We start from the raw sequence: 17,507 nt of genomic DNA on the forward strand, positions 1-17,507 counted from the left end.
GCCGTCATCGATCCAGGTCTCTGTTAGTTGGCCGGATTGTTCTTGACCAGTTTTCTGAACAGGCCGAGCAGCCACTCCCGTTTGATGATCCCCCAATAGCTGAACAAGCCGAGCAGCAGGCCGAAGATCAGCTTGCCGAATCCCGAGGATTCTTCCTGCGCGGCGGCGCCGGGTGCCTGCGCCGGAGCGCCGGGAGCGTTTGCCGGCGTCGCGACCGAGCTCGGTTGGGCGATCTGCACGGCTTTTTTGGCCGGCTGATAGCCGGCTTTCACGTCAGGAAAGCCGAGGCTGTGCCAGGCATCCATGTCCTGCCAGATCGGGTATTTTTTCTGCCAGAATTCCTTGGTGAAATAAGGCGCAAGACTCATGCCGTGCAACGACGGGATGCCTTTCTCGTTCAGGAAGCTTTTATAGACGACCAGGCTGATGTCGCCGCCTTCGCCGACACCGTCGGTCGTAAAGGCTTTTTCGACATGGTCGTGGAACATCCAGACGCCCTCGCCGAAGCTGTGCAAGCCGTCATCGACGCCCGAAAGCTCCAGGTCGAGACGTTGCGCCGGCGTCAGGCCGTGCACGTCGCGGGTGATAAAGGAGTTGGGTCCGTTGTCGACGCCGTCATAGTGCGTCGAGGTCGGTTTGTGTCCATGGATATGCACCGCGATCGTTTCCTGGGTGCCGTTATAGACGCGCAGCTTGACCTTCTGGTCCTTTTCCAATACGACCAGCGATTCCCTGAGCGTATAAGGGAACGCGCGGCCGTTCAGCATGTAATAATCGTCCTTCGCCTCGGTCACGTCGTAATCCAGATTCAACCGTTTCGCGATCAGACGCGGGTCGTTGACCGAGCGGGCGAGTTCATGCAGTTCCTTGTCCGCGGATTGATAATGCAGGTCATATTCCGCGTTATATTTTTCGAGAACCGCGACCGAGGGGTGGCGGACATGGCCTGCGCCGACGTTGAAGACTTGCGGCCAGTTGTTCGGCCGGTTCTCCTCGATCACGAACATGCCCTGCAGGCCCATCGGAATATGCACATGCGGCTGCACGTGGCAATGGTAATACATCGTGCCGGCTTGACGCGGCTTGATCACATAGGTCTTCTTGCCTCCGGGCATCACGTCCATCGAGCTGGTTTGGCCGACGCCGTCGTTGCCGCTGCCCATGTGGTCCATGTAAGGATGGTCGATGCCGTGCAGGTGGATCGAATGCGGCAGATAATGGGTGTTTTCGAGCACCAGCCAGATGATGTCGTCCTGTTCGACGCGGATCACCGGCGACGGCGAGCGCAGCAAGGGGTTCGCGATCGGCTCGTACAGGCTCAGCGTCGACATGTCGCGGGTTTTCGGCGCGAATACCCAGAAGGTCGGTTGAATGCCTGGGGCGATGTCGAACGTGGTCGTCGGGTCCTTCATGTCCGGCGAATGGCCGTTCAGTTCGGCGACTTCGAGCTTGATGATGTATTTGTCCGGGTCGCCGTCGCCGTCCATGTCGTCGGATACCGTGATCGCGTCGGCCGCGAGCTGGGTCTGCATCAGGGTGTCCATCGAAACGCCATTGGTGCCCTTAACAAACGCGGCGATTTCGGCCGGGTTGTCCGGGTTGCACAGCAGCGACTCCTGAATCTCGACGCCGTCAATCGTCTGGGCCTTGCGCCATTCGGGGTCGGTGAAGTTCGAACAGACTTCTTCCACCTCGCCCAGTTCGGTTTTTCCGTTGGGCGGCAGATCGCTGGCGGCCTGGCTCCAGGTGGGCGCAAGGAGCAGGGGGGCGCCACAAAGAATGGCAAGAAGCTTTTTTTGCATAATTTACCTCGGAAAACGACACGAATAAAACGCTTGCCCCCGGTGGGCGCAAGGTTAATTACCTTACTGATTCTAACAAATTAGAACGTCGAAGTCTTCCTTGACGGCAAGCACGACATCAATAAAACCCGTGAATTATAATGGATGGACGCCAGGGTGAAAAGTTCGGCAAGATAAAACCGGGCGGACGGGCGCCGGTTTTCCGGGGAAGTGTACGATCAAGTCGTAAGAAGTGCCGATCAACAAGTCGATCGGCAGAAAGCGGGCTCATGCTCGGCTACAGGGCCTTGAAGCCGTCCGTTCCGGTCATCGGTTCGCAAAACGCGGGATACCCTTTGGTTCGGCGTATTTTAGATGCACGTAACAAAGGCCCATCAACGTTTCGTTAGGGTGCGGATGTTCGAACCAGACGATGCGCGCCTCCCCTGTCATTTCGAGGGGCTCGAATTCGAAGGCCGTCTTCGTGCCAAGCGGCTCGACCGTAACCGCCTCGCTCAAATGAATCATCAGGCCTTCGACCGAAACATTTTTCGCCGTGAAGGGGCGATAGGCGCCATGCAAGAGGATGCGGCCGGTTCCCGGCATCCTTTGGCGGTAAGTATTCCTGCGATAAATGAAATCATCGACGTCGTAGGCGACCGACTTAAATTCGAATGCGATCAATATCTTATCTTTTTCGGATTCGGCCCGGATCACTTCCATTTCGCCGGCCAGACGCATCGACGGGATGAAAATGTCGACCAGGGTCGAAGAGCGCAGCGCATTAAAAATATCCTTGATGTCTTTTTCGGCGCCTTTTTGCTGATCCATTTCGGCCAGCAGCCCGGTGATCGAGAGATTCTTTACGATGATGTCCCTCTCTTCCCCGTTCAAAAAAAGCAGTCCTTGCAGATGCGTGTCTTTTCGCAAAGAGCGCGGTAATTCCAGTATCATTTTTTTCTCCTGCTTGATCTTAACTCGCTAAATAGCGGTCATTTTCACTTTCATGTAATCGTCAAGTGTAGTCAATTCCGAGGTTTTCGTGCGGGATGTCCGGATGGCTTTTTCCCCGGCCTGAGCCTTGTCTTCAAGCGTTCATTATCCCGTCACGATCCTGTCATGACTTGTTTCAATAATACAGCCAGTATTAAGATTCGGTGCGTGTTATGTGGAATGATTTTCAACAGTCCCGCCGCCATTTCATCAAAACGTCGGGATTGTTATTGGGCTCGGGGCTTGTGCCGTCCATGAGCGGGCGCAGCAGCATTGCCGCAGCGGGCGATTCTGCCGAGTGGGCCGGTCGACCGCAGTCGGCGCAGGGGGTTCAATTCGGCGATGTGCTGCAGGATCGTGCGATCGTCTGGAGCCGCGCCGACCGTCCGAGCCGCATGCTCGTCGAATACAGTTTCAATCCCGATTTTACCGATGCCAAATTGCGGCCTGGACCGTTGGCGTTGGCCGGGACGGACTACACGGTCCGTATCGATTTGACCGGGCTGCCGGCAGGACAAATGGTTTACGTCAGGGTGTGGTTTCAGGACAGCGATAATCGCAAAGTCCTGAGTCAGCCCAGTTACGGCCAATTTCGGAGCGCACCCGATGCGGCGCGGTCCCTCCGCATTCTCTGGTCCGGCGATACCTGCGGGCAGGGCTGGGGCATCAATCCGGACATCGGCGGCATGCGAATCTTTGAAACGATGCGGCAAACCGAGCCGGATTTTTTCATCCATTGCGGCGACAGCATCTATGCGGACAGTCCGATTCAGGCGTCTCAGGTCGTGCCGCAGACCGGCGAAATCTGGCGCAACCTGGTGATTCCGGAAGTCACCAAGGTCGCCGAAACGCTGGACGAGTTCCGCGGCCGCTATAAATACAACCTGCTCGATCACAATTTGCGCCGGTTCAACGCGGAAGTGCCGACCGTCTGGCTCTGGGACGATCATGAAATCACCAACAACTGGTCGCCGGCCAAAGATCTGGACGACGATCCGCGCTACAGCGAAAAAGCGATCGCCAGGCTGGTCGAACGGGGCAGAAAAGCCGCGCTCGAATATGCGCCGATGCGTTTGGCGCCCGCCGATTCGGCGCGGCGCATTTACCGTAAACTGTCTTACGGACCCTTGCTCGACGTGTTCGTGTTGGATATGCGTTCGTACCGTAGCGGTAACGATCACAATCGCCAGGCCCAGGCGGACGTCGATACCGCCTATCTGGGCCGCGAGCAATTGCATTGGCTGAAAGCCGAGCTGAAAAATTCGGCCGCGGTCTGGAAGGTGGTCGCGGCGGACATGCCGCTCGGTTTGGAATCGCGCGACGGTGTCGATCCGCTGAACCGGGCGCAATTCGACAGTGTTGCGAACGGCGACGGCCCCGTGCTTGGGCGTGAGTTCGAACTGGCCGAACTGCTGGCGTTCATCAAACAGGAAGGGGTTCGCAACACGGTCTGGCTGACCGCCGACGTGCATTACGCGGCCGCGCATTTTTACGATCCGGCCAAGGCCCGTTGCAAGGATTTCGAACCGTTCTGGGAGTTTGTCGCCGGCCCCTTGAATGCGGGCAGCTTCGGGCCGCATGAGCTCGACGATACCTTCGGTCCGCAAGTGATCTTTCAAAAGGCCGCACCCGAACCTAATTTGTCGCCCTTGTTCGGCTTGCAGTCCTTCGGCCAAGTCGATATCGACGGCGACAGCCGGGTGATGACGGTGTCATTAAAAGATATCGACGGCGTTACACTGTTTGCGCAAGACCTCATGCCATCGCCTACGTGATATCGGCACGGAGACTGAAGTATTCAATAGGCGTTGATTCATAAGGCTATTTTATTTGCTTCGAATAAATAAATAATTTTCTATTGACGCGTGTTCGATTATCGGGTTAAATATGCGTTTTTTGCAGGCATGCCCAGGTAGCTCAGTCGGTAGAGCAAAGGACTGAAAATCCTTGTGTCGACAGTTCGATTCTGTCCCTGGGCACCATTCCTGCAAAAAACTCAGTTAGGTTTATCCCCAGGCTGTACGATCAGCCATTGCCCAGGTAGCTCAGTCGGTAGAGCAAAGGACTGAAAATCCTTGTGTCGACAGTTCGATTCTGTCCCTGGGCACCATTTTTTGCTTCAAAGCGTTTTTAGCCCTTGTTGCCGAGTCCTATTGCTCTATATAATACGGGCAAGCTTTGCGACAGGCTAATCCGTCGAACTTCCGATTTTCCCGTGTGATTTTTTTTGCGGCTAGCGCCAATCGGCTTTGGTCGTCCGGAAAACTCGCAGTCCGCATCCCCGCCTTCGCTCTCCGTGCCTTGCCGCATGGATTCCTTTCATTCAGATAGCTCCCCAGCGATGATGACGGAACAATCGACATTCCATCCAGAACAGCACGAGCGGCCGGAACCGACCGGCTCTCAGCAGCCCGGGTTCCCCTTGTCCTCATCCCCTAGCGCAGAAGTCGGCGGCTTTGCAGGCCCCGAGCCGACCCGTTACGGCGACTGGGAAAAAAACGGCCGCTGCATCGATTTTTAATCCTTCCTCCACTCCGGAACAAGCCCATGAGCGCGCAACCGCAAAGACCGCTTTCGCCCCATCTGCAAGTCTATAAGCTGCCGTTGACCGGCATCCTGTCGATCACTCACCGGATGACCGGCGTGCTGCTGTCGTTCGGCCTGCTGTATGTCGTCTATCTGCTGTCCGCGCTGGCTTCGGGGCCGGAGGGCTATGCTGCGCTACAGGCGTTCGCCTCCACCTGGTGGATGCGCTGCTTGAGTTGGGGTTTCATCTATGCGCTGTTTTTTCATTTGTGCCATGGCGTCAGGCATTTGATCTGGGATGCGGGCCGGGGGTTCGAACTCGAAACGCTGAACCGCCATGCCTGGATCGAACTGGCGGCCTCGCTCGTGTTGACGCTGGTTTCTTTTGTTCTGTTGAGTGCGGATTAGCTTATGAAATTTCGAACGCCTTTAACGAGGGCTCGCGGATTGGGTTCGGCGAAATCCGGGACGACGCACTGGTGGATGCAGCGGGTCACCGCGGCCGCGCTGATTCCGCTATCTTACTGGCTGATCAAGCTGATCGATCTCGGCGCGAGTGCGCCTTATGCGGAAACCCAGGCCTGGCTGGCCGCGCCCTTGAATATGGTCGGCGTGCTGGCCTTTATCGCGGCGGCTTTTTACCATGCGGGGCTGGGCCTTCGCGTCGTGATCGAAGACTATGTCGGCCACGAAGGCTGCAAGATCGTATCGATCTGGCTGGTCAATCTGGCCTTGGTTTTGCTCGCGCTGACGGCGTTGTTAGCCGTATTTCGCTCTATTCAAGTTGGATGATTCATGACGGCTTCTTACAAGATTATTGAACACACCTATGACGTGGTGGTGGTCGGCGCCGGCGGCGCGGGCCTTCGGGCGACTTTCGGCATGGCCGAGAAAAACCTGAAGACGGCCTGTATCACGAAGGTATTTCCGACCCGCAGCCATACGGTCGCGGCGCAGGGCGGCATCAGCGCGGCGCTCGGCAACGCCGGCGAAGACGACTGGCGCTTTCATATGTACGACACGATCAAGGGTTCCGACTGGCTCGGCGATCAGGACGCGATCGAATACATGTGCCGGGAGGCGATGCCGGCGGTGATCGAACTCGAACATTACGGCGTGCCGTTTTCACGGACGCCGGAAGGCAAGATCTATCAGCGCGCATTCGGCGGCATGACCACCCATTACGGCAAGGGCCGGGCACTGCGCACCTGCGCGGCGGCGGACAAGACCGGCCATGCGATCCTGCACACCCTGTATCAGCAGGCGTTGAAGCACAATGCCGAATTTTTCGTCGAATACATCGCGCTCGATTTGATCATGGAAGACGGCGTCTGCCGGGGCGTCTTGGCCTGGTGCCTGGACGACGGCTCGCTGCATCTGTTCAAGGCGCATGCGACCGTGCTTGCGACCGGCGGTTACGGGCGCAGCTATTTTTCCTGCACCTCCGCGCACACGGTCACCGGTGACGGCAACGCGATGGTGCTGCGCGCGGGTCTGCCGTTGCAGGACATGGAATTCGTGCAGTTTCACCCGACCGGCATTTACGGCTCCGGTTGCCTGATCACCGAAGGGGTCAGAGGCGAGGGCGGTTATCTGACCAATTCGGAGGGCGAGCGCTTCATGGAGCGCTATGCGCCGTCCGCGCGCGATCTGGCTTCACGCGACATCGTCAGTCGGGCGATGACGATCGAGATCAACGAGGGCCGAGGCGTCGGCAGGCTGAAGGATCATATCTATCTGCACATCGAACATCTCGATCCCGCGATCATTCACGAACGCTTGCCCGGTATCGCCGAAACCTCGCGCATCTTCGCCGGCGTCGATGTGACCAAGGAGCCGATCCCGGTCCTGCCGACCGTGCATTACAACATGGGCGGCATCCCGACCAACTACCGGACCGAGGTGGTGACCCTGAAGGACGGCAATCCCGACCATGTGGTGCCGGGCCTGATGGCGATCGGCGAGGCGGCCTGCGTGTCGGTACACGGCGCGAACCGGCTCGGCTCGAATTCCCTGCTCGACATCATCGTGTTCGGCCGCTCCGCCGCGATTCGCTGCGCCCAATTGATCAAGCCGGGTGATGCGCACAAACCGCTGCGCGGGGATGCGGCCGATCAGGCGATCGCGCGTTTCGACAAGATCCGCCACGCGCAGGGCAGCCGTCCGACCGCCGACATTCGCCTGGACATGCAGAAAACGATGCAAACGAAGGCGGCCGTGTTTAGGACCCAATCGACGCTCGACGAAGGCATCGAGGCGATGGGCGAGATTCGCGCCTCGTTCGCGGATGTCGGCCTGAAAGACCGTTCGCTGATCTGGAATACCGATCTGGTCGAGACGCTGGAACTGGACAATCTGTTGAGTCAGGCCCAGGTCACGATCACCGCGGCCGGCAACCGCAAGGAGAGCCGCGGCGGCCACGCCCGCGAGGATTATCCGGGCCGCGACGACCCGAACTGGCTGAAGCACACCTTGACCTGGACCGAAGGTAATCGGGTCAAGATCGATTACCGCCCGGTGCATCTTTTCACCCTGACCGACGAAGTCGAGGTTTTTCCACCCAAAGAGAGGATCTATTGATGGCCGAATTCACCCTGCCGCTTAACTCGCGCATCACTCAAGGAAAAACCTATCCGGCGCCCAAAGGCACGAAAGCGATTCGCCGTTTCGAGATTTACCGCTGGGACCCGGACAGCGGCGAGAATCCGCGTATCGATATATATGAGCTCGACAAGGAACACTGCGGCACGATGGTGCTGGATGCGATCATCAAGATCAAGAACGAGATCGACAGCGCCTTGACCTTCCGCCGCTCCTGCCGGGAAGGCGTCTGCGGTTCCTGCGCGATGAACGTGAACGGCAAGAATACGCTGGCCTGCACGAAGGCGATCGACTCCTATCCCGACACGATACGGATTTATCCGCTGCCGCATGCGCAGGTGGTCAAAGACCTGGTGCCCGATCTGACCCATTTTTTCGCGCAATACGCCTCGATCAAGCCCTGGATCGAGACCCAAACCCCGCCGCCCGCCGACAGCGAGCGCCTGCAAAGCCACGAGGACCGCGCCAAGCTGGACGGACTGTACGATTGCGTGCTGTGCGCCTGCTGTTCGACGAGCTGCCCGAGCTACTGGTGGAACAGCGAACGCTATCTCGGCCCCGCGGTCTTGCTGCAGGCCTATCGCTGGATCGCCGACAGCCGCGACGAGAACACCGGCGAACGCCTCGACGCTCTGGAGGATCCGTTCAAGCTGTACCGTTGCCATACGATCATGAACTGTACCGATACCTGTCCGAAAGGCTTGAATCCGGCCAAGGCGATCGCGGAAATCAAAAAACTGCTGGTGCAACGGCAAGAAGGTTGATGCGTTCGTTCGAGAAGCTGAAGTGGCGATGCCGGCGCGGCGTTGTCGAACTGGACATTTTGCTGCTGCACTTTCTGGAAAACGGCTATTTGCAGGCGAGTGGTGATGAGCAGGCCCAATTTGTCGACTTGTTGACTTGGGAAGACGACGAATTGCTGAGTGTTTTGGTCGGCGGGAAAGCGCCGGATGCTCAGGGTTTTGATATCTTGATCGCCAAGATCAGAAACCTCGCGGGGGGCGCTTATCCGGGCGGACTCGGCCATTGATCAAGCGCCGCAGAAGTGCGACGCGGAACTCGTCCTCAATTTATTCGCATGGATTCGCCGCATAGTATTCTTTGTGATAAAGTTTTTTCAGATTTTTCACCTCTTTCTAACACTATCGCAAATGGAGACTGTGCATGGCACTGCAAATATTCCGGACTAAACGGATCGAGACTGATCTGGAAACCGATTTGGGACTGAAGCGCTGTTTAACGGCATGGGATTTGGCCTTTCTCGGTATCGGCGCGATCATCGGTACGGGGATATTCGTACTGACCGGCATCGCCGCCGCGACGCAATCAGGGCCTGCGGTCGTATTATCGTTCATCGTCGCGGGTTTCGCCTGCACCTTCGCCGCGCTGTCCTATGCGGAACTGGCGGCCGCGGTCGGCGGCTGCGGCAGCGCATACGGCTATAGCTATGCGGCATTCGGCGAGTTGATCGCCTGGATCATCGGCTGGGACTTGCTTTTGGAGTACGGCATTTCGGTCGCGGCCGTCGCGAACGGCTGGGCGGGTTATTTCAATAACGCGCTGGAAGCGATCGGTTTAGCGCTGCCGGAAGCGCTGACCAAGGCGCCGAAACTCGGCGGCCTGATCAACCTGCCGGCCTTTCTGATCATTCTGATCCTGATGGGGCTTTTGATCATCGGCGTCAAACAGAGTGCAAAAGCGAATAATGCGATGGTTTTCGTCAAGCTGGTCACGATCACGGTATTTATCGCGGTCGCACTGTTTAACGTGAACCCGGACAATTGGCATCCTTTCATGCCTTTCGGCTGGTTTGAGACCCTGCCCGACGGCAAGACCACCGGCGTCCTGGCCGGCGCATCGATCGTGTTTTTTGCCTATGTCGGTTTCGACGCGGTATCGACCGCGGCCGAAGAAGCCCAAAATCCGCAGCGCGATCTGCCGTTCGGTATCGTTTCATCGCTGATATTTTGCACGCTCATTTACATCCTGGTATCGGGTCTTCTGACCGGCGTGGTGCCCTATACCGAGTTGAACGTGTCTTCACCGGTCGCCCACGCACTCAAATTAGTTGGCATCAACTGGGCGTCGGCGTTGATTTCGACCGGCGTGATCGCGGGGCTGACCACCGTGATGCTGGTGCTGTATTACGCACTGACGCGGATCATTTTCGCGATGTCGCGGGACGGTCTGCTGTCTCCGTTTTTTAACGTGGTCAATTCGACGACGCAAACGCCGGTGCGGGTGATCGTGATCTGCGGCGTGGTGATGGCGTTGATCGCCGGCTTCATGCCGCTCGGCGATCTGGCGGAACTCGTCAATATCGGCACGCTGGCGGCGTTCGTGCTCGTCTGTCTGGGCGTGATCGTGCTGCGCATCACGCAGCCGGATATCAAGCGCCCTTTCAGTACGCCTTTTAGCCCCTTGTTTCCGATTCTCGGCATGATTTCATGCGGCGCGCTGATGGCGTTTTTGCCGGCGCTGACCTGGCTGCGGTTTATTGTCTGGCTCGCGCTGGGATTGATCGTGTATTTCAGTTACTCGATGCACCACAGCAAGCTGCGGCAGGCGTCCTAAGAGGGTGTAGACAAAATAAAGTAAAATAGGAGGCTTCTAGAATTATATCAAAAAGTCGAGTGATGAAGCGTAGCGGCCGACCTGCCAAAATAACCGCTGGGGATTTAGAGATACTCAAGGAACTGACCGCGGAGAAACCAACGGCGACATTGGAAGAACTGGTCAAAGCCTTTCAGGAGCGCACTTCGCGCTGCGTCCACGGCGCCACGTTACGCAAAGCGCTGACGGCCGCGGGCATCCAGCGGATAAAACCGGCAAAGCGTTCGGCGGCGATTGGTAAGACGGCGGATGCTAAGCTCAAACGGTATGGTTATCAGGAACGCCATCGTCAGCCAGTGCAAGACGAACGCTATGCGAGTTCGCTGACGGATGCGGAATGGGCGCTGGTGCAAGACTTGTTCGAGCCTGAAGGCGGACGGGGAGTGCCGGAGAAGGTGTCGCGACGCACCATGGTCGATGCGTGTTGCTATGTCGTCCGCACGGGCTGTGCGTGGCGCTTGTTGCCGAAAGATTTCCCGCATTGGGATAACGTCTACAAAACCTTCCGGCGCTGGAGCGCACAAGGTCGTTTCGAGGCCATGCACGATCGTCTGCGGCAGATGTGGCGTGTGCGCGAAGGGCGGGAAGAGGAGCCCAGCGCCGCGGTTTTGGATGCGCAAAGCACGCGCAGTTCGCCGCAGGGCGGGCCTTCCGGTTACGACGCCGGCAAAAAGGTCAAAGGCCGCAAACGCAATCTTGTGGTCGATACCTTAGGGCTCGTCTTGGCCATCAGCGTATGTGCCGCCAGTCTGCAAGATCGCGATGCCGGCACCGAGGCGATCGCCCGTGCTGCTGCCAAGTACCCGACCGTGCAACGCCTGTTTGTCGATTCGGCTTATGCCGGGCAATGGGCGGCTACGGTCCAGCAACAGCACGGCGTCACGGTGGAAGTCGTTCGCCATCCGGCGAATCGGAATGTAGGACGGTGGGCGCAAGCCGGTCAGCACGATTTGTTCCCTGAAACGTTGACCACCGGCTTCACCGTGTTGCCTAAACGTTGGGTGGTCGAGCGTACCCACGCCTGGAACGAGCGCGCCCGCCGCCTGATCATGCATCACGACCGCCTGACCGATGTCTCTGAAGCCTGGGTTTGGCTCGCCGAAGCGAGAATTCTCGCCAGTCGGCTGACAGGGTAGTTTATTTTGTCTACACCCTCTAAGGATTCGATTAAAAATAACTTCCTTGTGTCACCACAGACCCGCCAGGGTTTTAAAACCTGGCGGGTCTCGACCCTAAAATTTTTTCCGATTGTCGATTAGGTGGTCACTGGCATCAAAAATAGCTGCCATTGATCCAATAATGCACCGCGATGCTGGCGAAATAGCCCAGCAAGATGACCGGCATCCAGCGCATGTGGTAACCGAAGGTATAACCTTCCTTGATCTGGCCGAGCAAACCGACGCCGGGCGCCGAACCGATCGCCAGCAGACTACCGCCGACGCCCAGCGTCAAGGTCAACAGCAGCCATTGGCCGGGCGGAATATCGGGATGCATGGTCAATACCGCAAACATCAGTGTGCCGTTATCGATGAATGCGGATGACAGGCCGATCGCAATATTAGCCATCGTCGGGCTGATCTGTCCGTAAAGGAAATGCGCAATCGCATCGAGGTAACCGATGAAGCCCAGCGCCCCGATGATCATCATCGCGCCATAAAAAAACAGCAGGGTATCCCATTCGATGTTGCCTACATTCTTGAAGACATCAAAATCCTGCTTGCTGTTCTCTCTCGGAACATCCAGATGAAAGAACTTGTAGACATAAGCAAATTCGCTCGGATTTTTCTGCGCCGTCTTGGTCAGAAAAAAACAGTAAAACTGCAGCAACGCCAAACCCGCCATCATGCCGGCGGCCGGCGGAAGTTCCAGCGCGACGTTGGACCAAACCGTAATGATCAGCGTCACCACGAAAAGAATAATCACCCACCAGCTGCCGCGCAGAAGATTGATCGGACACATTGAGGCGGCCGGCGTTTCCTTCGGAACAAAAAAGTGCATGATCGATGCGGGGACCAGAAAATTCACCAGACAAGGCAGAGCGATAGAAAAAAACTCGGTGAAATGCAGGATTTTATGCTGCCAGACAAACAGCGTCGAGATGCCTCCGAGGGGGCTGAACGAGCCGCCGGCGTTGGTCGCCACGACGACATTGACGCAGGCCAAACCGACGAATTGTGGTTTGTTTTTGCCGACTGCGGCGGCTACCGCGCCCATGATCAAGCCCACAGCCAGACCGCTGATCACGGTCGAAAGGCAGAATGCTAGAACGCCGGTGATCCAGAACAGTTTGCGGTAACTGTATTGGCGGCTCAGCAGCCAAATCCTGAGGCCGTCGAAGACGCCGCGCTCCTCCATCGCATTCAGGTAGGTCATCGACACCAGAATGAACAACAGCAGTTCGACATAGGCGAGCAGATTGCTTTCAAACGCCAGCGCCGCGGTCTTCGCTTCGCCATGCAGCGCATAATAAATGCAGATCGCAAACCAGACGATCGCCGAGCCCAATACCATAGGCTTGGATTTGCGCAATTCGATCACGTCTTCGGCCATCGCGGCTACATACGCGCATATTGTCACCATTACCGAAAGATAGCCGATGACATGACGAGTCAGGTCTAATGACGCGGCCGGCCCGGAGGTACCCGTCTCTTCCGCCAGCGCGATTTCGGGTAACAGTAAAAAAAAGGCGAGAAAATGGATGATATTCATGTGGTTTATTTGTTCTGTCGATTTTGACCTATAGTTCGATACGAATGCCGAGTTCGACCACGCGGTCGACCGGAATTTTGAAAAATTCAATCGGGCTCGAGGCATTATGAAATAAGAACCGGAACAAGCCTCTGCGCCAAGGAGGCATTGGACTTCTCATACGGAAAGTGACGCGTTCGCTGCCGATGAAAAAGGAGACTTTTTTCGGATCGAAAACCAGACCTTCCTGTATTACCAAATCCAGGGCTCGGCGCACATCCGCATTTTGCTTGAAGCCGTAATACAGCTTCACCCGGTAGAATTCGCGGTCTTTGCCAAACTTTCTGATTTTGACGCGGTGCGCTTCGTCAACATAAGGCTCCTCCGTCGTGGCGATGGTCAGCACGATGATTTGTTCATGTAGCGCGTGATTGTGTTCGAGGTTATGCAGCAGCACTTGCGGAACGCCGTGCAACGTTCTTGCCAGATAAATCGCGGTGCCTTCGACGGTGACGAGCTTTTCCGTGAATTCTTTTTCCAACTCTTCAAATAACACGTGTTTTTCTTCCATATACTCGTGCAGCAGCGCTCGCCCCTTGATCCAGGTCGTGATGATCAGGAACAGCACGGTGGCAACCGCCAGCGGCAACCAGCCGCCGGTCGGAATTTTCAGGCTATTGGAGGAGAGAAACAGAAAATCGATCACCAGGAATGACGATAAGAAAACGGTGCTGGTCGTCTTGCTCCATTGCCAGAGCGCCTGGATTATGATGTAAGCCAGCACGGTATCGACGATCATCGTGCCGGTCACCGCGATGCCGTAAGCCGAGGCCAGCGCCGACGAAGACTGAAAGCTCAGCACCAGGATGAACACCGAAACCATCAGCAGCCAGTTCACCGCGGGAACGTAGACCTGCCCCTTTTCGTCATCCGAGGTATGTAGTATGTTCATGCGCGGACAGTAACCCAGTTGTATCGCCTGCCGCGTCACCGAAAACGCGCCCGAAATCACCGCTTGCGAGGCGATCACGGTCGCCAGGGTCGACAGGATCAACAACGGATACAAGGCCCAGTCCGGGGCGAGTAGATAAAAGGGGTTTTGGATCGCGTCGGGCCGGTCGAGCAGCAAGGCGCCTTGCCCGAAATAATTCAGCAGCAGCGCCGGAAACACGAATCCGAACCAGGCATAACGGATCGGCTTCAACCCGAAATGCCCCATATCCGCATACAGCGCTTCGGCGCCGGTGATCGCGAGCACGATCGCGCCCATGATCACAAATCCCTCCCATCCCAATTCGAACAATAAATGGATCGCGTAATACGGGTTAACCGCCATCAACACCTCCGGGTGATGAATCATGTTCACCACGCCCATCACCGCGAGCGAGCCGAACCAGAAGACCATGATCGGCGCAAAGATTCTGCCGACATTGCCTGTCCCCTTGGCTTGGATGATGAACAGCCCGCCCAGCACGGTAATCGCGATCGGCAATACAAACTCGGCCAGTGGCGGCGCAATGATTTGCAAGCCTTCGACCGCGCTGAGCACCGAAATGGCCGGGGTAATGATGCTGTCGCCGTAAAACAGAGTGGCGCCGAGCAGACCGATGGTGGTGATAAATGCCATTTTTTGCGGATTATTCCTGGAGCCATGCAAGGCCAGCGCCATCAGCGCCATGATGCCGCCTTCGCCCTTGTTATCGGCGCGCATGATGAAAATCGCGTATTTAAGGGTGACGACCAGCGTTAACGACCAAAAGATCAGCGACAAGACGCCGAGCACATGAAATTCATCGATCGGTATGCCGCTATGGAAGACTTCCTTCAGCGCATATAAGGGACTGGTGCCGATATCGCCGAATACGACGCCGATTGCGCCAAAGGTTAATCGAGACAACTGCTGATGTTTACTCATAGATGACCTTACAGATGGGGTGATCAATTGAACACGTCAATTGAGTTTTGATGAAACGTATTTACTGTACGATGAATGCTGTATGGATAGAGGCATGTCTGAAGCCGTCAATTTGAGGGGGGGCTATTTACACTGGTTTGAGACAAAAATTCTTCATTGATCGAAAGCCTGTAACCGACGCCAACCTCGGTCAACAAATAACGCGGTCGCGCCGGATTGATTTCCAGCTTGTGACGCAATTGCCCCATATAGATGCGTAAATAATGCTGATCTTGAATATGTTCCGCACCCCACACTTCCTGCAACAGTTGGCGATGCGTGACCACCGTTCCCGCATAACGTATCAAGATTGTGAGTAGTCGGTACTCGATCGGAGTAATGCGCACTTCATTGTTGGCTATAAAAACCTTGCGTCGGGCCAGATCGACTTTCAATTGTCCGGTTTCAAAGACTTCCATCGTACTGAAGCTTCTGGAGACTCGGCGTAACAAGGCTTGCAGTCGAGCATGGAGTTCACCGCTCCCGAAGGGTTTGGTTAAGTAGTCGTCGGCGCCGGCATCCAGCGCCATGATTTTATTTTGCTCCTGGTTACGTGCAGATAAAATCAGAATCGGCAAATCGGATAACTGCCTTAGGCGCCGTGTTACCGCGATACCGTCCATATCCGGCAAGCCGAGGTCGAGAATCACCAGGTCGGGTTTTTCACTGTTCAACAGGGCCAGGCCGGTTCTGCCACAGTCGGCTTCCACGGTGCGCCAGCCACGATGATTCAGACTGGACTTAAGAAAGCGCCGGGTTTGCATGTCGTCTTCAATGATCAGAATCAGGGACGATGCCGTCATCATAGGCTCCCGGCGATTTCAGGTTCGGCAATCAGCGGAGGTTCGCGTAGGGGCAAAGAAATAGCAAACTCAGCCCCTTTGCCGGCTCGATTGCTGGCATGGATAAGGCCGCCGTGCGCTTCGATAATCGCTTTGCAGAGAGCCAAACCCAGACCGGCACCGCTTTGATCGGATTCGGCGACGCCACGATAAAATTTGTCGAAAATTTTAGTTTCCTGGCCCTTGGCAATGCCGGGACCGTAATCCGCGACCGTTAAAAGACAATAGCCATCCTGTGCCTGTCCGCAAATATCGATCGGACTACCCTCCGGGCTGTATTTGACGGCGTTTTCGATCAGATTGACCAACACTTGCTCTATCAGCACCGCATCGATCCACAGTAGAGGCAAGCTGTTCGGTAGTAAAGTGCGCACCGGCCTGTCCTTGAGGTGCTTATCCAAACGATTCAAGGCGCTGCCGACGATTTCTTCGATCGCGTTCCAGTCCCGATGCAATGTGATTTCGCCGCTGTTGAGCCTGGCCATATCCAGCAATTTGCCGGTCAACTCCGACATGCGTTGCGCTTCGTCCAGGACGATATGGTTACATTCCTGGCGCTCTGCAACGGAAAACTCGGCATCGTTCTCGATCAATGCATTGGCGGCGCCAATGATGCGTGTCAATGGGGTGCGTAAGTCGTGAGAGATGGAGGTCAATAGCGCATTGCGCAGTGCTTCGGTTTCGGCTTGCAGCTTCGCATCTCTGGCCTGCGCGGCGAGTTGTAAGCGTTCCAGGGTTTGGGCGATCAAATGGCAAAATGTATCGAGAAATGCGGCACGCTCGGAGGCTTGCCAAGAAAGCTGCTTGGTGGCTTCAATAATCAAAAGTCCCTGCCAGGCACGCGAGTTTTTGAGCGGGTAATACGTGATATGGTTTTCTTGTGTGATCTTTCGGGTTGCAAAAGCGCGTTGCGCTTCGGCAAAGTCGATGTCTTTTAAAGAAACCGGCAATGGCAAACCGGGTGGGGGTTGTAAGCGATCCTCGGTGCCGGCGTTGAGTAGAACCGATGCGACGCCAAATTCAGCGTGAATGTGCTCCACTGCGATGCGGGCGACAGCATCGTGGTCGGGTGCGGCCGACAGGTCACGGCTCAAGCGATAGAGCGCGTTGGCGTGGATTTCGCGCTGTCTGGCTAATTCCGTCTGGAGTTTGGATTTTTCAAGGAGGCTGCCGGTTACATTGGCGACCACGATCATCACGGCCAAACCGATGATGTTTTCAAGATCCTGGATCGCAACCGAAAAAATGGGTCTGGCAAAGTAAAACGCGAATAGCGGTGCGCTGAGCAACGATGCGACAATCGATGCGCCACGGCCATAGCGGCTGGCGACCCAAAAGACGCCGAGCAGATAGGTCATCAAAATACTGGCCGGCCCCAACCAGTGTCGCAGCGGCCAATCGATCAAGGTGCAGACCAATGGCGCGGCGACGCCCCAGAAATAGCCAAGTCTGTGCGGCTTGTCGGCCAATGCGTCTGCATCATCCGTGTGATCCGAGCTTTTACGATGT

General features: G+C 56.4%; 15 protein-coding genes and 2 tRNA genes. 11 read left to right on the top strand and 6 right to left on the bottom strand.

Annotation, left to right across the window (positions count from 1 at the left end; genetic code table 11):
• Positions 1 to 23: 23 nt before the first annotated feature.
• Together ACEPPP_RS18875 and ACEPPP_RS18880 are read right to left on the bottom strand one after the other, a co-directional pair.
• Positions 24 to 1,802 (bottom strand): multicopper oxidase domain-containing protein, encoded by a 1,779-nt coding sequence (locus ACEPPP_RS18875; RefSeq protein ID WP_374088902.1) that lies wholly within the window; start codon positions 1,800 to 1,802, stop codon positions 24 to 26.
• A 306-nt stretch (positions 1,803 to 2,108) separates the two neighbouring features.
• On the bottom strand, positions 2,109 to 2,735 hold the full coding sequence (locus ACEPPP_RS18880; RefSeq protein WP_374088903.1) for a PilZ domain-containing protein: 627 nt from the start codon (positions 2,733 to 2,735) through the stop codon (positions 2,109 to 2,111).
• A 212-nt stretch (positions 2,736 to 2,947) separates the two neighbouring features.
• Between ACEPPP_RS18880 and ACEPPP_RS18885 the strand changes: the two genes are divergently transcribed.
• From ACEPPP_RS18885 to ACEPPP_RS18935, 11 genes are all read left to right on the top strand, one after another.
• Positions 2,948 to 4,549 carry an alkaline phosphatase gene (locus ACEPPP_RS18885; protein WP_374088904.1) on the top strand — a complete coding sequence of 534 codons (1,602 nt, stop codon included), beginning with the start codon at positions 2,948 to 2,950 and terminating at the stop codon, positions 4,547 to 4,549.
• A 131-nt stretch (positions 4,550 to 4,680) separates the two neighbouring features.
• Positions 4,681 to 4,756 (top strand) — tRNA-Phe (locus tag ACEPPP_RS18890).
• 52 nt (positions 4,757 to 4,808) lie between these two features.
• Positions 4,809 to 4,884 (top strand) — tRNA-Phe (locus ACEPPP_RS18895).
• A 231-nt stretch (positions 4,885 to 5,115) separates the two neighbouring features.
• Positions 5,116 to 5,295, top strand: a complete 180-nt coding sequence (locus ACEPPP_RS18900; protein WP_374088905.1) for a DUF1674 domain-containing protein — start codon at positions 5,116 to 5,118, stop codon at positions 5,293 to 5,295.
• A 26-nt stretch (positions 5,296 to 5,321) separates the two neighbouring features.
• On the top strand, positions 5,322 to 5,708 hold the full coding sequence (gene sdhC / locus ACEPPP_RS18905; protein ID WP_374088906.1) for a succinate dehydrogenase, cytochrome b556 subunit: 387 nt from the start codon (positions 5,322 to 5,324) through the stop codon (positions 5,706 to 5,708).
• A gap of 3 nt (positions 5,709 to 5,711) precedes the next feature.
• Complete coding sequence (gene sdhD / locus ACEPPP_RS18910; RefSeq protein WP_374088907.1) at positions 5,712 to 6,092, top strand: succinate dehydrogenase, hydrophobic membrane anchor protein; 381 nt, start codon at positions 5,712 to 5,714, stop codon at positions 6,090 to 6,092.
• A 3-nt stretch (positions 6,093 to 6,095) separates the two neighbouring features.
• Positions 6,096 to 7,880, top strand: coding sequence for a succinate dehydrogenase flavoprotein subunit (gene sdhA, locus ACEPPP_RS18915; RefSeq protein ID WP_374088908.1), 1,785 nt, complete (start codon positions 6,096 to 6,098; stop codon positions 7,878 to 7,880).
• Positions 7,880 to 8,665, top strand: coding sequence for a succinate dehydrogenase iron-sulfur subunit (locus ACEPPP_RS18920; protein ID WP_374088909.1), 786 nt, complete (start codon positions 7,880 to 7,882; stop codon positions 8,663 to 8,665). The genes sdhA and ACEPPP_RS18920 overlap by 1 nt, the downstream gene beginning before the upstream one ends.
• Complete coding sequence (locus ACEPPP_RS18925) at positions 8,665 to 8,931, top strand: succinate dehydrogenase assembly factor 2 (RefSeq protein WP_374088910.1); 267 nt, start codon at positions 8,665 to 8,667, stop codon at positions 8,929 to 8,931. The genes ACEPPP_RS18920 and ACEPPP_RS18925 overlap by 1 nt, the downstream gene beginning before the upstream one ends.
• A gap of 134 nt (positions 8,932 to 9,065) precedes the next feature.
• Positions 9,066 to 10,475 carry an amino acid permease gene (locus tag ACEPPP_RS18930; RefSeq protein ID WP_374088911.1) on the top strand — a complete coding sequence of 470 codons (1,410 nt, stop codon included), beginning with the start codon at positions 9,066 to 9,068 and terminating at the stop codon, positions 10,473 to 10,475.
• A 62-nt stretch (positions 10,476 to 10,537) separates the two neighbouring features.
• Complete coding sequence (locus ACEPPP_RS18935) at positions 10,538 to 11,650, top strand: IS5 family transposase (RefSeq protein ID WP_374086814.1); 1,113 nt, start codon at positions 10,538 to 10,540, stop codon at positions 11,648 to 11,650.
• Positions 11,651 to 11,786: 136 nt separating this feature from the next.
• Here ACEPPP_RS18935 and nhaD read toward each other — a convergent pair whose 3' ends face one another.
• From nhaD to ACEPPP_RS18955, 4 genes are all read right to left on the bottom strand, one after another.
• Complete coding sequence (nhaD, locus tag ACEPPP_RS18940; RefSeq protein ID WP_374088912.1) at positions 11,787 to 13,223, bottom strand: sodium:proton antiporter NhaD; 1,437 nt, start codon at positions 13,221 to 13,223, stop codon at positions 11,787 to 11,789.
• Positions 13,224 to 13,251: 28 nt separating this feature from the next.
• Positions 13,252 to 15,117, bottom strand: coding sequence for a potassium transporter Kup (locus ACEPPP_RS18945; protein ID WP_374088913.1), 1,866 nt, complete (start codon positions 15,115 to 15,117; stop codon positions 13,252 to 13,254).
• Positions 15,118 to 15,224: 107 nt separating this feature from the next.
• Entirely contained in the window at positions 15,225 to 15,962 is a 738-nt protein-coding gene (locus ACEPPP_RS18950; protein ID WP_374088914.1) for a response regulator, read from the bottom strand.
• Positions 15,959 to 17,467, bottom strand: coding sequence for a DUF4118 domain-containing protein (locus ACEPPP_RS18955; protein WP_374088915.1), 1,509 nt, complete (start codon positions 17,465 to 17,467; stop codon positions 15,959 to 15,961). Before ACEPPP_RS18955 ends, ACEPPP_RS18950 begins: the two co-directional genes overlap by 4 nt.
• Between the last annotated feature and the right edge of the window lie 40 nt (positions 17,468 to 17,507).

This window comes from Methylomicrobium lacus, from assembly GCF_041897535.1.
Classification (GTDB): Bacteria; Pseudomonadota; Gammaproteobacteria; order Methylococcales; family Methylomonadaceae; genus Methylomicrobium; species Methylomicrobium lacus_A.

Excerpts from the sequence above, each read along its gene's own strand:
- ACEPPP_RS18875 (WP_374088902.1), bottom strand. The coding sequence starts at position 1,802 with ATGCAAAAAAAGCTTCTTGCCATTCTTTGTGGCGCCCCCCTGCTCCTT.
- ACEPPP_RS18880 (WP_374088903.1), bottom strand. The coding sequence starts at position 2,735 with ATGATACTGGAATTACCGCGCTCTTTGCGAAAAGACACGCATCTGCAA.
- ACEPPP_RS18885 (WP_374088904.1), top strand. The coding sequence starts at position 2,948 with ATGTGGAATGATTTTCAACAGTCCCGCCGCCATTTCATCAAAACGTCG.
- ACEPPP_RS18900 (WP_374088905.1), top strand. The coding sequence starts at position 5,116 with ATGATGACGGAACAATCGACATTCCATCCAGAACAGCACGAGCGGCCG.
- sdhC (WP_374088906.1), top strand. The coding sequence starts at position 5,322 with ATGAGCGCGCAACCGCAAAGACCGCTTTCGCCCCATCTGCAAGTCTAT.
- sdhD (WP_374088907.1), top strand. The coding sequence starts at position 5,712 with ATGAAATTTCGAACGCCTTTAACGAGGGCTCGCGGATTGGGTTCGGCG.
- sdhA (WP_374088908.1), top strand. The coding sequence starts at position 6,096 with ATGACGGCTTCTTACAAGATTATTGAACACACCTATGACGTGGTGGTG.
- ACEPPP_RS18920 (WP_374088909.1), top strand. The coding sequence starts at position 7,880 with ATGGCCGAATTCACCCTGCCGCTTAACTCGCGCATCACTCAAGGAAAA.
- ACEPPP_RS18925 (WP_374088910.1), top strand. The coding sequence starts at position 8,665 with ATGCGTTCGTTCGAGAAGCTGAAGTGGCGATGCCGGCGCGGCGTTGTC.
- ACEPPP_RS18930 (WP_374088911.1), top strand. The coding sequence starts at position 9,066 with ATGGCACTGCAAATATTCCGGACTAAACGGATCGAGACTGATCTGGAA.
- ACEPPP_RS18935 (WP_374086814.1), top strand. The coding sequence starts at position 10,538 with ATGAAGCGTAGCGGCCGACCTGCCAAAATAACCGCTGGGGATTTAGAG.
- nhaD (WP_374088912.1), bottom strand. The coding sequence starts at position 13,223 with ATGAATATCATCCATTTTCTCGCCTTTTTTTTACTGTTACCCGAAATC.
- ACEPPP_RS18945 (WP_374088913.1), bottom strand. The coding sequence starts at position 15,117 with ATGAGTAAACATCAGCAGTTGTCTCGATTAACCTTTGGCGCAATCGGC.
- ACEPPP_RS18950 (WP_374088914.1), bottom strand. The coding sequence starts at position 15,962 with ATGATGACGGCATCGTCCCTGATTCTGATCATTGAAGACGACATGCAA.